At 66.8% G+C, this 15,862-nt stretch carries 18 protein-coding genes and 1 pseudogene; 14 read left to right on the forward strand and 5 right to left on the reverse strand.

Annotation, left to right across the window (positions count from 1 at the left end; genetic code table 11):
• The first annotated feature begins 122 nt into the window (after positions 1-122).
• From ER13_RS04320 to ER13_RS04375, 13 genes and pseudogenes are all read left to right on the forward strand, one after another.
• Positions 123-605 (forward strand): Rrf2 family transcriptional regulator, encoded by a 483-nt coding sequence (locus ER13_RS04320; protein WP_008264270.1) that lies wholly within the window; start codon positions 123-125, stop codon positions 603-605.
• Entirely contained in the window at positions 602-1,741 is a 1,140-nt protein-coding gene (locus ER13_RS04325) for a cysteine desulfurase family protein (protein WP_035306929.1), read from the forward strand. Before ER13_RS04320 ends, ER13_RS04325 begins: the two co-directional genes overlap by 4 nt.
• Entirely contained in the window at positions 1,741-3,207 is a 1,467-nt protein-coding gene (gene sufB / locus ER13_RS04330; protein WP_035306931.1) for a Fe-S cluster assembly protein SufB, read from the forward strand. The genes ER13_RS04325 and sufB overlap by 1 nt, the downstream gene beginning before the upstream one ends.
• Positions 3,204-3,653, forward strand: coding sequence for a hypothetical protein (locus ER13_RS04335; RefSeq protein WP_035306934.1), 450 nt, complete (start codon positions 3,204-3,206; stop codon positions 3,651-3,653). The genes sufB and ER13_RS04335 overlap by 4 nt, the downstream gene beginning before the upstream one ends.
• Before the next feature lies 1 nt (position 3,654).
• Positions 3,655-3,756, forward strand: a pseudogene (sufC, locus tag ER13_RS18955) (Fe-S cluster assembly ATPase SufC); the annotation flags it as partial.
• Between the two features lie 56 nt (positions 3,757-3,812).
• Positions 3,813-4,073 (forward strand): hypothetical protein, encoded by a 261-nt coding sequence (locus tag ER13_RS04340; RefSeq protein WP_155988081.1) that lies wholly within the window; start codon positions 3,813-3,815, stop codon positions 4,071-4,073.
• Entirely contained in the window at positions 4,070-4,372 is a 303-nt protein-coding gene (locus tag ER13_RS04345; RefSeq protein WP_008260743.1) for a type II toxin-antitoxin system RelE/ParE family toxin, read from the forward strand. The genes ER13_RS04340 and ER13_RS04345 overlap by 4 nt, the downstream gene beginning before the upstream one ends.
• Positions 4,373-4,378: 6 nt before the next feature.
• Complete coding sequence (sufC, locus tag ER13_RS04350) at positions 4,379-5,128, forward strand: Fe-S cluster assembly ATPase SufC (protein WP_035306967.1); 750 nt, start codon at positions 4,379-4,381, stop codon at positions 5,126-5,128.
• Positions 5,125-6,147, forward strand: a complete 1,023-nt coding sequence (gene sufD, locus ER13_RS04355) for a Fe-S cluster assembly protein SufD (protein WP_035306942.1) — start codon at positions 5,125-5,127, stop codon at positions 6,145-6,147. The genes sufC (ER13_RS04350) and sufD overlap by 4 nt, the downstream gene beginning before the upstream one ends.
• Positions 6,144-7,421: an aminotransferase class V-fold PLP-dependent enzyme gene (locus ER13_RS04360; RefSeq protein WP_081836125.1), complete on the forward strand. Its 1,278-nt coding sequence runs from the start codon at positions 6,144-6,146 to the stop codon at positions 7,419-7,421. The genes sufD and ER13_RS04360 overlap by 4 nt, the downstream gene beginning before the upstream one ends.
• A 4-nt stretch (positions 7,422-7,425) precedes the next feature.
• Complete coding sequence (locus tag ER13_RS04365) at positions 7,426-7,815, forward strand: SUF system Fe-S cluster assembly protein (RefSeq protein ID WP_035306945.1); 390 nt, start codon at positions 7,426-7,428, stop codon at positions 7,813-7,815.
• Positions 7,815-8,204, forward strand: coding sequence for an iron-sulfur cluster assembly accessory protein (locus ER13_RS04370; protein WP_035306948.1), 390 nt, complete (start codon positions 7,815-7,817; stop codon positions 8,202-8,204). The genes ER13_RS04365 and ER13_RS04370 overlap by 1 nt, the downstream gene beginning before the upstream one ends.
• A 1-nt stretch (position 8,205) precedes the next feature.
• Positions 8,206-8,562: a TfoX/Sxy family protein gene (locus ER13_RS04375; RefSeq protein ID WP_035306951.1), complete on the forward strand. Its 357-nt coding sequence runs from the start codon at positions 8,206-8,208 to the stop codon at positions 8,560-8,562.
• Here ER13_RS04375 and ER13_RS04380 read toward each other — a convergent pair.
• The 5 genes from ER13_RS04380 to ER13_RS04400 all read right to left on the reverse strand — a co-directional run bounded on the left by ER13_RS04380 (position 8,555) and on the right by ER13_RS04400 (position 14,549).
• The gene (locus ER13_RS04380; RefSeq protein ID WP_008263754.1) at positions 8,555-9,304 is read right to left on the reverse strand and encodes a 1-acyl-sn-glycerol-3-phosphate acyltransferase; all 750 of its coding nucleotides are present in this window, start codon (positions 9,302-9,304) and stop codon (positions 8,555-8,557) included. The genes ER13_RS04375 and ER13_RS04380 overlap by 8 nt on opposite strands.
• Positions 9,305-9,331: 27 nt before the next feature.
• On the reverse strand, positions 9,332-10,384 hold the full coding sequence (locus ER13_RS04385) for a GGDEF domain-containing protein (RefSeq protein ID WP_035306954.1): 1,053 nt from the start codon (positions 10,382-10,384) through the stop codon (positions 9,332-9,334).
• Between the two features lie 80 nt (positions 10,385-10,464).
• Positions 10,465-12,102 carry a DEAD/DEAH box helicase gene (locus ER13_RS04390; RefSeq protein WP_008264252.1) on the reverse strand — a complete coding sequence of 546 codons (1,638 nt, stop codon included), beginning with the start codon at positions 12,100-12,102 and terminating at the stop codon, positions 10,465-10,467.
• A 219-nt stretch (positions 12,103-12,321) separates the two neighbouring features.
• Positions 12,322-13,491: an MFS transporter gene (locus ER13_RS04395; RefSeq protein ID WP_008262637.1), complete on the reverse strand. Its 1,170-nt coding sequence runs from the start codon at positions 13,489-13,491 to the stop codon at positions 12,322-12,324.
• 23 nt (positions 13,492-13,514) lie between these two features.
• Positions 13,515-14,549 carry an aldo/keto reductase gene (locus ER13_RS04400; protein WP_035306958.1) on the reverse strand — a complete coding sequence of 345 codons (1,035 nt, stop codon included), beginning with the start codon at positions 14,547-14,549 and terminating at the stop codon, positions 13,515-13,517.
• Between the two features lie 97 nt (positions 14,550-14,646).
• Here ER13_RS04400 and ER13_RS04405 point away from each other — a divergent pair, with 97 nt between their 5' ends.
• Positions 14,647-15,543: a LysR family transcriptional regulator gene (locus tag ER13_RS04405; protein WP_196066346.1), complete on the forward strand. Its 897-nt coding sequence runs from the start codon at positions 14,647-14,649 to the stop codon at positions 15,541-15,543.
• Positions 15,544-15,862: the final 319 nt, after the last annotated feature.

The following is a 15,862-nucleotide window of genomic DNA, read 5'->3' on the forward strand; positions in this document are numbered from 1 at the left end:
GTGCGTAATACTTGACCGCTGAGGTGGGACTTTCTAAGTCCCTCCGCAAGCGAGGCGCCTTTGCGAAGGCGCGGGTTCTAGCACAAGAGCCCCGAAAAGCGCGCAATTTTTGAGGCTGCAATATGCGTCTGTCGACCAAGGGACGATACGCCGTGATGGCGATGGCCGATCTGGCGAAGAACGGACGCGGCGAAAGCGGCGAAATCCGGGCGGTTTCGCTGGCTGAAATCGCCGCGCGCCAGGAGATTTCGCTGAGCTATCTGGAGCAGTTGTTCGCCCGTCTGCGCAAGAGCGACCTGGTCAAGAGCGTGCGCGGACCCGGCGGTGGCTATCGGCTGGCCAAGGGGGCGCATGAGACGGTGGTGGCCGAGATCGTGCTGGCGGTGGACGAACCGATCCGGGCGACGCGCTGCGTGGCGCACGGCTCGCCCAAGGGCTGCATGATGGCCGGCGAACGCTGCATCACCCACGATCTGTGGGAAGACCTGGGCGACGAGATCCATCGCTATCTGGCCGGGGTGTCGCTGGAAGACGTGGTGATGAACCGCACAGGCCAGCGTCGCCGCAATGTCGAGCCGCCCCAAGCTGTGGGGGTGGCGGCATGAGCGCGATCTATCTGGATTACAACGCTTCGGGCCTGGTGCGGCCCGAGGTCCTCGAGATCATGACGCGGGCCCTGGCCGACAACGGTAATCCGTCGGCGGTCCATGCGGCCGGACGGCGGGCGAGGGCGCGGGTCGAGACGGCGCGGGCCCAGGTCGGTGAACTGGTCGGCGCTGATCCGACGGCTGTGGTGTTCAACAGCGGCGGGACCGAGGCGAATGCCCAAGCCATCGCCAGCGCGCTGGCGGCCGGATGCGAGCGGCTGATCGTCTCCGCCACCGAACATCCATGCGTGGCCGAGGCGGCGGCGAATGCGGGCGCGCCTGTCGAGGTGCTGCCGGTCGACGCCAACGGGGTGGTGGATCTGGCCTGGCTGGCGGAGGCGCTGACGCGTCCGGGGCGGGCTGTGGTCGCCATCCATCATGCCAACAATGAGAGCGGCGTGATCCAGCCCGTGGTCGAAGCCGCAGCCTTGGTGCGTGCGGCCGGGGGCTGGTTGCACGTCGATGCCATACAGTCGGCGGGCAAGATTCCGGTCGATATGCGGGTTCTGGATGCGGATAGCCTGACCCTGTCGGCCCACAAGCTGGGCGGGCCGCAGGGCGTCGGGGCGTTGATCCTGAAGGAGGGCGTTTCGGGGGTTCGCATCCTGCACGGGGCGGGGCAGGAGCGGGGTCTGCGCGCCGGGACCGAGAATGTTCCGGGCATCGCCGGTTTCGGCGTGGCCGCAGACTGCGCCGCGCGGGATCTGGAGACGATGGCTTCGCATGTCGGATGGCGCGATTCCGCCGAGGCCAGGGTCGAGGCCGCCGGGGCGACCGTGATTGGCGGAGATGTGCCGCGCCTGCCGAACACCCTGTTCATGGCGGTCGAGGGCTGGGACAGTCCTCAACAGTTGATCACGCTCGATCTGGCCGGCGTCATGGTGTCGGCGGGCTCGGCCTGTTCGTCGGGCAAGGTCAAGCCGTCCAAGACCATCAGCGCCATGGGATTGAACGCTCTGGCGACCGGGGGCGTGCGCGTTTCCGGCGGCTGGGGCACGCAAGAGAGCGACTGGAGCCGGTTCGCCGACGCCTGGATCGCCGCCTACGACAAGCACAAGACACGCGCCGCAGAGCGCGTGAGAGAGGTCGCCTGATGGCCGCCGTCAAGGAAACCATCGACGCGGTCGCCGCGCTGGAGAAATACGCGCACGGCTTTACGTCGGACATCGAGCAGGAGTTCGCGCCGCGTGGGCTGAACGCCGACATCGTGCGCTTCATCTCCGAGAAGAAGGGCGAGCCGGAATGGATGCTGGAATGGCGTCTGGCCGCCTATGAACGCTGGCTGGCGATGGAGGAACCGACCTGGGCGGCGGTGAAGTATGAGCCGGTCGATTACCAGTCGCTGTTCTACTATGCGGCGCCCAAGCAGAAGGAAGGGCCGAAGTCGCTGGACGAGGTCGATCCCGAGATCCTGGAAATCTACAAGAAGCTGGGCATCCCGCTGAAGGAGCAGGAGGTGCTGGCGGGGGTGCAGGGCGCGCCGCGCGTGGCCGTGGACGCCGTGTTCGACAGCGTGTCGGTGGTCACCACCTTCAAGGAGGAACTGGCCAAGGTCGGCGTGATCTTCATGCCGATTTCCGAGGCCTTGCGCGAATATCCTGAGCTGGTGCGGCAATATCTGGGGTCGGTGGTGCCGGTCTCGGACAACTATTTCGCGGCCCTGAACAGCGCGGTCTTCTCGGATGGGTCGTTCGTCTACATCCCGCCGGGCGTGCGCTGCCCGATGGAGCTGTCGACCTATTTCCGCATCAATGCGTCACAGACGGGCCAGTTCGAACGCACCCTGATCATCGCCGATAAGGGCAGCTACGTCTCCTATCTGGAGGGCTGCACCGCGCCGATGCGGGACGAGAACCAGCTGCATGCGGCCGTGGTCGAGATCGTGGCGCTGGACGACGCCGAGGTGAAGTACTCCACCGTCCAGAACTGGTACCCAGGCGACGCCGAGGGCAAGGGCGGCATCTACAATTTCGTGACCAAGCGCGCCGATTGCCGGGGTGATCGGTCCAAGGTGTCGTGGACTCAGGTCGAGACCGGTTCGGCCGTGACCTGGAAATACCCGTCCTGCATCCTGAAGGGCGACGACAGCTCGGGCGAGTTCTATTCCATCGCCATCACCAACGGACATCAGCAGGCCGACACCGGCACCAAGATGATCCACCTGGGCAAGAACACCAAGTCGAGGATCATCGCCAAGGCGGTGTCGGCGGGGAAATCGGACTCGACCTATCGCGGCCTGGTCTCAGTGCATCCGAAGGCGACGGGGGTGCGCAACTTCACCCAGTGCGACAGTCTGCTGATCGGGAAAGAGTGCGGCTCGCACACCATCCCCTATATCGAGGCCCGCAACGGCTCGGCCCAGCTGGAGCACGAGGCGACGACGACGCGTCTGTCCGACGACCAGATGTTCTACGCCCAGCAGCGCGGGCTGTCGCAGGAGGAGGCGGTGGCCCTGCTGGTCAACGGCTTCGTCCGCGACGTCATGCAGAAGCTGCCGATGGAGTTCGCCGTCGAGGCGCAGAAGCTGGTGGCGATCAGTCTTGAGGGGAGCGTGGGGTGAAGCGTGTCCTGTTTTCTGTCACGGCGCTTCTGGCGGGGTGCGCAAGCCTCGGTCAGAAGGACATGTCCACTGATGCAGATCGCGCGACCTTTCTCGCTACCTTGCCTGCCGAGGATCGGGAGACCTTCGAGCTCTATTTTTGGGCATTGGAGGTCGATCCAGAACCCATCAAAGACCGGTTTGGGAGTTGTCTTAATGATCGCATAGACAGCGCGACAGGTGAGGAGCCTGCCGCGATAGCGGAAGAGGCCCTAGATGAGTGTTTTCCAATCGTCGATCCCTTGATCCGTGGAACGGCGATGCGCGTGTCCGCTTTGGCCACCGGCGTGACCGCAGCGGACATGAGGTATTGGTCCGAACATCAAGTTAGGGAGCAGCGGGCCGAGCTCCTGGCCGATCTAACCAAGCGTATCGAGAACAATCGCGCAGGGGTGGGGCGATATTGATATGTTGAAAACGGAGAATATCGGCGTCAGCGTCGGCGGAAAACCAATCCTCAAGGGTCGGACGCTCGACGTTCCGCTGGGCGAGGCGCACGCCATCATGGGGCTGGATCGTGGTATCATCGAGAGATCTCGTCTGATCCGATTATCGAGGACATTCTGATGGAAACGATTGCCGTTCCTTTCCGAGAAGACACTGCTGACCGCTTGAAGCGCGCGGCGGCCGAGATCGGGATGCCGGTCGGCGAATTTATCGCCTCGGCTGCCGAAGGTTTCATCACGGACAATGAGATTCATCGTGGCTCGCCGTTATCGGCGCATCAGATCGCGCAGATCGAGGCCGGACTGACCGCAGAGCGTGAGGGTCGGATCATTTCGAATGTGGAGGCGGATGCCCGGCTTGCGGCGCGTCGTACGCGGTGAAGGATTTCGAATGGTCTGAGCCCGCGCTGACGGCGTTCTCCGACTTTCTGGATCACCTTGACGCGCACAGTCTTGCAACTGCGGACAAGGCGGAAACGGAGATCAAAGCCACGCTCTGGCGTCTGGCCGAGCATCCTCATCAAGGTCATCTGTCCCGCTGGCCTGGGCTTCTCGAATGGAGCGCAGCCGACTGGAAGAAGATCATCGTCTATCGCGAACGCCCAGACGGCATTCGTGTCATCGCCTTCTACGACGCTCGACAGGATTTGAGCGTCGTTCATCCCACTCCGAACGACTGATTGAACATGCTCTCGATTTCAAATCTCCATGTCTCCGTCGGCGACAAGCCGATCCTCAAGGGACTGACCCTCGACGTTCCCGCCGGCGAGGTGCACGCCATCATGGGGCCGAACGGGGCCGGGAAGTCGACGCTGGGTTACGCCCTGTCGGGCCGGCCGGGCTATGAGGCGACGGAAGGATCGGTCGAATGGGCGGGCGAGGACCTGCTGGCGCTGGAGCCGGCCGAACGGGCGGCCAGGGGCGTTTTCCTGTCCTTCCAGTATCCGATCGAAATCCCCGGCGTCCCGGCCCTGACCTTCGTGCGGACGGCGCTGAACGCCCAGAAGCGCGCGCGGGGCGAGGAGGAGGTGGCGGCGCCGGCCTTCCTGAAGCTGGTCCGGGAGGCGTCCAAGGCGCTGAAGATGGACTTCGACATGCTGAAGCGGCCGCTGAACGTCGGCTTCTCCGGCGGCGAGAAGAAGCGGATGGAGATCCTGCAGATGGCCTTGCTGGAGCCGTCGCTGCTGATCCTGGACGAGACGGATTCCGGCCTGGACATCGACGCCCTGCGGATCGTGTCGGAAGGGGTGAACGCCCTGCGTCGTCCCGACCGGGCCATGCTGGTCATCACCCACTATCAGCGCCTGCTCGACTACATCAAACCGGACCGGGTCCATGTGCTGGCCGGCGGCCGGATCGTGGCCTCGGGCGGGCCGGAACTGGCGCATCAGCTGGAGGCGGAAGGATATGACAAATATCTTCCGGAACCGGCATGAGCGCGACCTTCGCCATCGACCTGACCGACGCGGCCACATTCCCGTCGCGGCGGGATGAGGCGTGGAAATACAGCGACCTGAAGCGTCATCTGCGCGAGGCGCCGACGCCGTCGGGCACGGCCGCCGTGGGCGCGCCGGGGCCGTTCTACGCCTTGGGTGGAGAGGCCATCGTCTTCGCCAATGGGCGGCCGGTGGGCGTGACCGACTTCATCGCCTCGGGCGAGCAGACGCTGCGGCTGCGCTATATCTCGAACGCCGTCGGGACGGGGCATACGGCCAGGGCGCGGGTCGCCGTGCGGGCGGGCGCCAAGCTGCTGCTGCTGGAGACGCACGAGGGCGCCGGCTCGGCCTATGTGGCCCACAATACGCTGGAGCTGGATGTGGCGGCCGGGGCCGAGGTGACGCGCGTCGTCCTGGTCGAGGAGCCGGACGACGCCATTTCCATCGCCGAAGCCCATGTGAAGGTCGAGGCGGGCGGCGTCTATCGCCAGACCATCATCGCCACCGGCGCCAGGCTGCAGCGGATCGAGACCCGCATCGCTCACTTCGCCCAGGGGGCGCAGGTTCAGGCCGACGGCCTGTATTTGTTGAATGGATCGCGGCAGGCCGACCTGACCAGCGTGGTGCGGCACATGGAGCGCGACGGCGCGACGTCGCAATTGATCAAGGGCGTGGCGCGCGATACGGCGCGGGGCGTCTTCCAGGGCAAGATCGTGGTCGAGCGCGGGGCCGACGGCACCGATGCGCGGATGGGCCACCACGCCCTGATCGCCTCCGAGCGGGCCGAGATCGACGCCAAGCCCGAACTGATCATCTATGCCGACGACGTGCAGTGCGCGCACGGCAATACGGTGGGGGCGCTGGACGAGAGCGCCCTGTTCTACATGCAGCAGCGCGGCATTCCGGCCGAGGAGGCCCGCGCCCTGTTGACCCAGGCCTTCCTGATCGAGGTCATCGACCGGATCGAGCACGAGGGCGCGAGAGAGGTGGCGCGGGAATGGCTGACGGCTCGGTTGTGACTGATCTTGCCCCCTCCGTCGCGGCGCAAGAGCGTCCCGCCACCTCCCCCAGGGGGGGAGGATTTGATCCCTATGCCGTAAGGGCGCAGTTTCCGATCCTGTCGCGGTCGGTGAACGGCAAGCCGCTGGTCTATCTGGACAATGCGGCCTCGGCCCAGAAGCCGCGCGCGGTGATCGACGCCCTGGTGGCGACGATGGAGGGCGGCTACGCCAACGTCCACCGCGGCCTGCACACCCTGTCGAACGAGGCGACCGAGGCGTTCGAGAAGGCGCGCGAGATCGTGGCCCGCTTCCTGAACGCCGAGAGCCCGGAACAGGTCGTCTGGACCAAGGGCGGCACCGAGGCGATCAATCTGGTCGCCAATGGGCTGGGGTTGAGCATCGAACCGGGCGACGAGATCATCGTCTCGGAGATGGAGCACCATTCCAACATCGTGCCCTGGCACCTGCTGCGCGAACGACGCGGGGCGGTGCTCAAATGGATCTCGGTATTGGACGACGGGTCGCTGGACATGACGGCCTATGCCGACCTGCTGGGGCCGAAGACGCGGATGGTCGCGGTCACCCATATGTCGAACGTGCTGGGCACCATCAATCCGGTGGCCGAGATCACGCGACTGGCGCATGCGGCCGGTGCTCAGGTGCTGATCGACGGGTGCCAGGGGGCGGTCCATGCGACGCCGGACGTGCAGGCCATCGGTTGCGACTTCTATGTCCTGACCGGTCACAAGCTGTTCGGGCCGACCGGCATCGGCGCCCTGTACGGCAAGGCCGAGGCGCTGGAGGCCCTGCCGCCCTATCAGGGCGGCGGCGAAATGATCGAGACGGTTGAGATGGATCGCGTGACATACGCCAGGCCGCCCCATCGGTTCGAGGCGGGAACGCCGCCGATCCTGGAGGCCATCGGCCTGGGCGTGGCGCTGGAGTGGCTGGCCCAATACGATCAGGCGTCGGTTCGGGCGCATGAGCATTCGCTTTACCAGCACGCGGTTGATCGTCTTCAGGGGCAGAACTGGCTGCGGATCCTGGGGCAGGCGGAAGGCAAGGGTGCGATCCTGACCTTCGCCGTCGAGGGCGCCCACGCCCATGACGTGGCCCAGATCATGGATCGTTACGGCGTGGCCGTGCGGGCCGGACAGCACTGCGCCGAGCCGCTGGCGAAAAGAATGGGCGTGACGTCGAGCACACGCGCCTCCTTCGCCCTATATAACACCATGGAGGATGCCGACGCCTTCGTGGACGCGCTAATCAAGGCGCGGAACTTCTTCGTGTAAGCCCATGACAGACGACACCATTCAAGACACCGACGCCTTCAAGAACGCCTGGGACGAACCCCAGAAGAGCGCCTTGTCCCAGGTCGAGCTGGACAAGCTGACCGAGGAGCTGATCGAGGCGCTGAAGTCGGTCTATGACCCGGAAATCCCGGTCGACATCTATGAGCTGGGCCTGATCTACCGGGTTGATGTCTCGGACGACCGTGACGTGGTGGTCGATATGACCCTGACGGCGCCCGGCTGCCCGGTGGCGGGCGAGATGCCGGGCTGGGTCGAGACGGCGGTCGAGAAGGTGCCGGGCGTGCGCAGCGCCAAGGCCAATCTGGTGTTCGATCCGCCGTGGGATTCCTCCAAGATGAGCGACGAGGCCAAGCTGGCCCTGAACATGTTCTGATGACCGAACTTCAAGCCACATCCCGTCCGCGCCGCCCGCGTCCGAAGGCCGTGACCCTGACGGACGCCGCCGCCGAACGCGTGCGCGAAATCCTGGACAATGCGGAGAACGACCACATCGGTCTGCGGATCGGGGTCAAGAACGGCGGTTGCGCCGGGCAGGAGTACACCTTCGCCTATGCTGACGAGATCGGCCCGCTGGACGAGGTGGTCGAGGACAAGGGCGTCACCATCCTGATCGAGCCCAAGGCGGTGCTGTTCCTGATCGGCACCGAGATCGACTACGAGACGACCCGGCTGGCGTCCAAATTCGTGTTCAACAATCCGAACCAGACCGACGCCTGCGGCTGCGGCGAGAGCGTCACCATCGTCCCGGCCGCCGCCGTCTGAGATGGCGTATGACGCGGCCTTCGGCGAATGGGTGCGCGAGCATTTCGCGGGCCTGGGGCGGCTGGAGATCAAGCGGATGTTCGGCGGCGCCGGGGTCTACGCCTCGGGCGTGATGTTCGCCTTGCTGGATGACGGGGTGGTCTGGCTGAAGGGCGACGAGGCGCTGGGCGAGGCCTTCGTCGAGGCCGGGTGTAGGCAATTCAGATATCCGACCAAGGACGGGCGGACGATGTCCATGGGATACTGGACCCTGCCGGAGACGGCGCTGGACGACCCCGACGAGGCGGTCGACTGGGCGCGTCGGTCGCTGGAGGTGGCGGTGCGCAAGGCGTCCGGAAAGAAACCGAAGCCTATTTAGGCGTATCCATCAGAACCGCCGGCGTGACCGGCTGGCCCGTGGCCTCGGCGATCAGTTCGGCCGTGCGGGTCTCAACCACCGCCTCCAGGCGCGCCAGGAATTCGTCCTTGGGCAGGCCAACCGGGATGGGGTCCAGGAACTCCAGCGTCGCCGTGCCTGCGTGCTTCTCGTACTTCTCCTCGGGCCAGAACAGGCCGAGGTTGGTGGCGAGGGGCACGACCGGCATGTCGAAGTCGCGGTACATGTGCCAGACGCCGGAGCGGTAGCGGTACTTCTGACCGACCGGCGCCAGATGACCCTCGGGGTAGATCAGGATCTTGCGGTTCTCGGCCTTGGCCTCGGCGGCGCGGGTGGCCAGGGCCTGGCGGGCTTCGTGGCCGCCGCAGCTGTTGACGACGATGGCCCCCAGCTTCTTCAGCACCCCGCCCAGCAGGGGAAACTTCTCCAGGTGATCGCCGGTGACGAAGGCCAGGTCGTCGAACTGGTCGTAGGTGGCGAATCCGTCGCCCCAGCTTTGATGTTTCGAGGCGATGATGAAGGCGCCTGGCGGCAGCCGTTCCTTGCCCCGCACATCCAGCCTGATGCCGGCGAAGACCGCCATGGCCTGGACCATCCGCCTGACATAGGCGCGGATGACCCGGCTGGTGGCGCCGCGTCCCGGCGCCAGGGCGGCGAAGGCGGCGGTCAGGCCATAGCTGATCGACAGGATCCAGTAGGCGATATTGAAGGCGAGGCTGCGCATGGGCCGACTATGGCAGAAAGTCGCGGCTCAGGCGGCGTTTTCGAGCGCGCGCGCGCTGGTGACGCGATTGCGGCCGCCGCGCTTGGACGCATAGAGGGCCTCGTCGGCGCGTTCGAGCAGGGCGGCGGCGCCTTCACTGGGCAGATGTTCCGCAAATCCGGCGGAAAGAGTGACGGCGCCGAGATCGTCGTTGGTGGAGCGCCGACGCAGGGAACGGGAGGAGACCTCTTCGCGGATATGCTCCAGCGCGGCCATGACGGCGCCAGGGCTCTCGCCGGGGAAGATGATCGCGAACTCCTCGCCGCCGAACCGCGCCACGAACCGATTGCCGGAACAGACGCGTGACAGGATGGTGGAGACATACCGCAGCACCTGATCACCGGTCTGATGGCCCCAGGTGTCGTTGAACCGCTTGAAATGATCGATGTCGAGGATGGCCAGGGTCAGGGGCGTGCGGCCGGCGTCGGCGCAGGCCTGTTCCAGGCGCTCGTCGAAGGCCTTGCGGTTGGCCAGATTGGTCAGGGCGTCGGTCATCGCGTCGCGGCGCACCTGTTCCAGATGCTCGCGAAGACGGGCGACTTCCTTGTTGGAGCTTTCCAGGCGTTTTTCGAGGCTGGCGGTCTCGCGGCGAACGCGTTGGGTGGCCGTGGACAGTCCGCCGACCAGGCTCTTCAGGGCGGAGGCGTCCTCGACGGCGGTGTCCATGGTCTGCGAGGCGTCGGCCAGAGTCTCGCCAAAGTCGGTCTGGGTCTTGTGGGCCTTGGCGATGGCGGCGGAGACACTGGCCAACTCGCGATCCAGCACGGCGCCGGCGTCGCGAATCTCTTCCGACAGACGGCCGCGGGGCAGGAATTCGGCGGCGAGCATTTCCGAGGTCTCGTCGGATATGACGGCGTCTTCAGCCAGCAGGCGCTTGATCTCGACCCCCAGAGGACCTTCGGGGTCGCCGAGATAATGAATCCAGAGTTCGAAATTCAGCGGCGTGGGCCAGACGCCGGCCTTCTCCATTGCGGCGATGGCGTTGCGCGCAAGAGAATAGGCTTCCGGTCCCCGAACCGCCGTTTCGACCTGCGCTGTCATTCGCTTCTCCCGAAGTCCCGTTCTGGAACTTCGGGGAGATTAGAGGCCTATCCGTAATACCGGGTAAACGGCGTTACAAATCAGGCGCGGATGACGACGGGGCGACGCAGGAAGGCGGGGATATCGTCGCCGAAACCCTTGACGCCCGAACGTTCGCGTTCTTCCGGACGACGCTCGCCGCGACGGTCCGACTGACGGAGCTGAGGCTCGCGATCCGTGCGAGCGGCACGAGCTTCTTCCGAGGGGGCGGGCTCAGCCTCAATCCGGGATTCGATCCGGGGTTCGATCTTCGCTTCGGGCCGGGGTTCAGACCGGGCGCGGCTGCGGCCGCGGCCAGCGGGCTTCTCAACGACAGGAGCCATCTCGGGTTCGACGACGGTCTCGACGGAAACCTCGGGCTTGGCCTTGCGGCGGCTGCGCGAGCGCGTCGGCGCCTCGGCGGCGTCCGTCTCGGCCAGAGCGACGGCGGGCGCGGGGGCCTGGGCCGGTTCGGCGGCGCGTGAACGGCCGCGACCGCCCGAGCGGGTCTCGTTCGACCGGGACGAACGCTTGTCGTCACGCCCGCCGTCCTTGATCGCGTCGAAGTCGATGTCGTCGAGGACCAGCTCCTGCGGATCCATCTTGATCAGCTTCAGCACCTTATCCAGCGACTTGTCGTCGGCCGGGGTCACGATCATGAAGGCCTGACCCAGCTTGCCCGCGCGACCGGTGCGGCCGATGCGGTGGACATAGTCGTCGGCGTGGTGCGAGACGTCGTAGTTGAAGACGTGGCTGACGTCCGGGATGTCCAGGCCGCGCGCGGCGACGTCGGAGGCCACCAGGATCTTCAGCGCGCCCGAGCGGAAGTCCGCCAGGGTCTTGGTGCGATGCGACTGGTCCAGGTCGCCGTGGATGGCGGCGGCGTCGAACCCGTGGGTCTTCAGCGACTTGGCGACGATATCGACTTCAGACTTGCGGTTGCAGAAGACGATGCCGTTGCGCACGTCGGTGCGGCTCATCAGGGCGCGGAGGGCGGCGCGCTTGGCCTTGGGGTCCGAGGTCGGGATGCGGACGATATATTGGGTGATGGTGTCGGCCGTCATGGCCGGACGCGAGGCCTCGATCCGGGTCGGATCCTTGAGGAAGGCGGCGGTCAGACGCGTGATCTCGGGCGGCATGGTGGCCGAGAAGAACAGGGTCTGGCGACGCGGCGGCGTCAGTTTGAAGATGCGCTCGATGTCGGGGATGAAGCCCATGTCCAGCATGCGGTCGGCTTCGTCCACCACCATGATCTCGACGCCCGTCAGCAGCATCTTGCCGCGTTCGAACAGGTCCAGCAGGCGGCCCGGGGTGGCGATCAGGACGTCGACGCCCTTGTTCAGCGCCGCCACCTGGTCGCCCATGGAGACGCCGCCGATCAGCAGCACCCAGGTCAGTTTGGTGCCCTTGGCGTATTTGGCGAAGCTCTCGGCGACCTGGTCGGCCAGTTCGCGGGTCGGGGCCAGGACGATGGCGCGCGGCATGCGGGCGCGGGCTCGGCCCGACGCCAGGCGTTCGACCAGGGGCAGGGTGAAGGCGGCGGTCTTGCCGGTGCCGGTCTGGGCGATGCCCAGGACGTCGCGGCCGGCCAGGGCCACAGGGATCGCCTGTTCCTGAATCGGAGTGGCGGTCGTGTAGCCGGTGTCGGCGACGGCCTGCAGGGTCGTGGGCGAGAGGCCCAGTTGGGAAAATTCGGTCATGAATCCTTGGGAGAGAAAGCGTCTGCGTGCGTAACAGCAACGGAACCGCCCCTCTTTGGGCGAGCGGGCGGCGCGTATCGCAGACCTGTCCCGAGGCTGGACGCGATATAGAAGTCCCCTCGCAAAAGTCAACTATTATCGATATTCCGCCGTCGCTACGCGATGGAGGATGCGACCCCGGCGTCGGCCGAGGTCGCATCTTTTCCAGGGGCTGAGCCGTCAGCCTATGGCCGGAGCCGTGGCGGGGGCGCGCTTGCGGGTCAGAAAGAGCACCAGAACCAGACCCAGGGCCGCAGAGGCGGCGCCGGCCAGGGCGACCGCCGGATAGCCCAGGCCCCCGGCGATCACCGCGCCGCCCACGGCCGCGCCGACGGCGTTGCCCAGGTTGAAGGCGCCGATATTGACCGACGAGGCCAGGTTGGGCGCATCCGAGGCGGCGGCCATCACCCGCACCTGCAGCGGCGGCACCAGGGCGAAGCTGGCCACGCCCCAGATGAAGATCACGAACGGGGCGGGAACGGCGAACGGCATGGTGAAGGCGAACAGAGCCAGGATGGCCGTCAGAGACGCCAGGGTGATGATCAGGGTGCGATCCACCGACCGGTCGGCGAACTTGCCGCCCAGCCAGTTCCCGACCGTCAGGCCCAGGCCGTAGACGACCAGCATGGCGGTGACGAAGCCGATGGAGGCGTGGGCCTCTTCATGCAGGATCGGGGCGATATAGGTGAAGACGGTGAACATGGCGCTGGAGCCGATTACGGTCAGGGCCAGGGCCGACAGAACGGGGCCGCGACCCAGGACGCGCACCTCCGCCAGGGCGTCGCCGCCGACCGGCGCCGGCAGTTTGGGCAGGGTCAGGCGCAGGGCGGCCATGACGATCAGGCCGATGCCGGCGATGGCCCAGAAGGAGGCGCGCCAGCCCAGGACGTCGCCCGCCCAGGCCGCCAGCGGCACGCCGACGACGGTGGCGATGGTCAGGCCCATGAACATGGCCGCGACCGCGCCGGCCTGTCGGTTGGGCGGCACCAGGCTGGCGGCCACGATGGAGCCGACGCCGAAGAAGGCCCCGTGGTTCAGCGAGGTGACGACCCGCGCGACCAGCAGCATGGCGTAGTCGGTCGAGACGGCCGCCATCAGATTGCCCAGGGTGAAGACGGCGGCCAGGCCGATCAGCAGGGCGCGGCGCGGCACGCGACCCGTGGTCAGGGTCATCAGGGGCGCGCCCAGCATGACGCCCAGGGCATAGGCGCTGATCAACAGACCGGCCGTGGGAATGGAGACGCCCAGGTCCGTGGCGATGACCGGCAGCAGGCCCATCGGGGCGAACTCGGTCACGCCGATGCCGAAGGCCCCGGCCGCGAGGGCGAGAAGGGGAGGATTGAGTTTCATGGGGGAGGAGACCTTTGGGAGGTTCAGACCAGCGGCGGGTTCAGGCGCGCGAACCCTTCCTGCTGGCGATAGGGGCTGTGGGGATAGGACGGCAGGACGGCGCTGGCGGCGTCGAGCGCCGCGACCTGGTCCGGCGTCAGGCACCAGCCGACGGCGCCCAGGTTCTGGCGCAACTGCTCCTCGTTGCGGGCGCCGATGATGACCGATGAGACGGTCGGGCGTTGCAGCAGCCAGTTAATGGCGATCTGGGGCACGGTCTTGCCGGTCTCGGCCGCCACGGCGTCCAGGGCTTCGACGACGCGGTACAGGTGCTCGTCCTCGACAGGCGGCGCGAAGGCGGCCGTCTGGTGTAGGCGGCTGCCCTCGGGGATCGGCGCATCGCGGCGAATCTTGCCGGTCAGGCGACCCCAGCCCAGCGGGCTCCAGACGAGGGCGCCGACGCCCTGGTCGGCGCCGAGCGGCATCAAGTCGGCCTCATAGGCGCGGCCGATCAGAGAGTAATAGACCTGGTGGGCGATGAAGCGGGGGCGGGCGTCACGCTCGGCGACGCCTTGCGCCTTCATCAGGGCCCAGCCGGGATAGTTGGACACGCCGGTGTAACGGACCTTGCCCGAGGTCACGAGCATGTCCAGCGTGGCCAGAAGCTCTTCGACCGGGGTCGAGGCGTCGTAAGCGTGCAGTTGCAGCAGGTCGATATGGTCGGTGCCCAGGCGGCGCAGGGCGGCCTCGACCGCGCGGATCAGACGGTCGCGCGACACGCCCCAGTCCGCCGGACCGTCGCCGGTCGGCAGACCGGTCTTGGTCGAGATCAGCACCTGGTCGCGCCGGCCCTTGATCGCCTCGCCCAGAACCTGTTCCGAGGCGCCGTCGGAATAGACGTCGGCGGTGTCGAACAGATTGACCCCGGCTTCCAGACAGATGTCGACCAGGCGGCGCGCCTCGTCGACGTCGCTGTTGCCCCAGGCGCCGAACAACGGGCCGGAGCCGCCGAAGGTGCCTGTGCCGAAGCTGAGGACCGGTACGCGCAGGCCCGATGATCCAAGTTGGCGATAGTCCATGACTGTCCCTCGTCTGTGTTCGGACGCACAGATGGACGCCGCGCCGCAGCGGCGGTAGGCAGGCGGGAGGCCAAGGATTTTTGATCTGGACGCAAAGATGCAGATGAATGGCGCGGACCGGGCGCGGGAGATGGAGATCTTCGTCGCCGTGGCGAAAAGCGGCAGTTTCTCCGCCGCCGGTCGGATCCTGGGCCTGACCCCGTCGGCGGTCAGCCGGACCGTCGACCGGATCGAGGCGCGGCTGGGGGTGCGGCTGATGCTGCGCACGACCCGGGTCCTGACCCTGACGGCCGAGGGCCAGACCTATCTGGGCGCGGCGCGTCGCATCCTCGCCGACCTGGACGACGCCGAGCAGGGCATCGCCGATCAGGGGGCGCCGCGCGGGCGGGTGCGGGTCAGCGCCTCACTGGCCCATGGCCGCCAGCATGTGGTGCCTCTGCTCGGGGATTTCGTGCGTCGCTATCCGCATATCCTGATCGACATCAACCTGACCGATGTCGTGGTCGATGTGGCGGCGGGGCAGGCGGATGTGGCGATCCGGTTCGGGCCGCTGGCCGACAGTCCGCTGACGGCGCGGCGGTTGGGCGACACGGGGCGGACTATCGTCGCCTCGCCCGACTATCTGGCCCGCCGCGGGACGCCGACGGTTCCGGAAGACCTGCACGATCATGATTGCCTGAACTTCAACTTCCGCCGCGCCGAGCCCGTCTGGCCGTTTCGCCGGGACGGCCGCGACTACGCCCTGACGGTGCGGGGGCCGATCGAGGCGAACAACGGCGAGACCCTGACTCAGCTGGCGGTGGCCGGGGTCGGGGTGACGCGGGTCGGGAATTTCAGCGTGGCCGACGCCATCGACGCGGGGCGGCTGGTTCCCTTGCTGGAGGACTTCAATCCGGGCGACCGGGAGCCGATCCATGCGGTCTTCGTCGGCGGCGCCAATATGCCGGCGCGCGTGCGGGTGTTCGTGGATTTTCTGGCGGAACGGCTGCGCTGAAACGAAAATCGCCGGACGGGGCGAACCGTCCGGCGACTTCAGTCTGGTCTGTGAGCCGTGATCAGCGCTTGCCGAAGATCATGTCGCCGAGCTTGGCGAAGAAGCCCTTTTCCTCAGCCTTGGGCGCCGGCGCGGCGGCCGGCGCGGGCTTGGGCGTTTCGACCGGCTTGGGCGTCGGCGCGGGAGCCGGTGCAGCGGCGGCGGGCTTGGGAGCCGGAGCGGCGACGGGTTCAGCCGGCTTGGACGCAGCGGCCGGAGCCTTGGGCGTCGGCGCCTAGGCTGCGACAGGCTTGGCCGCCGTCTCTTTTACCCATCTCCC

The sequence above is a fragment of the Brevundimonas sp. EAKA genome (assembly GCF_000698025.1).
Lineage (GTDB): Bacteria > Pseudomonadota > Alphaproteobacteria > Caulobacterales > Caulobacteraceae > Brevundimonas > Brevundimonas mediterranea_A.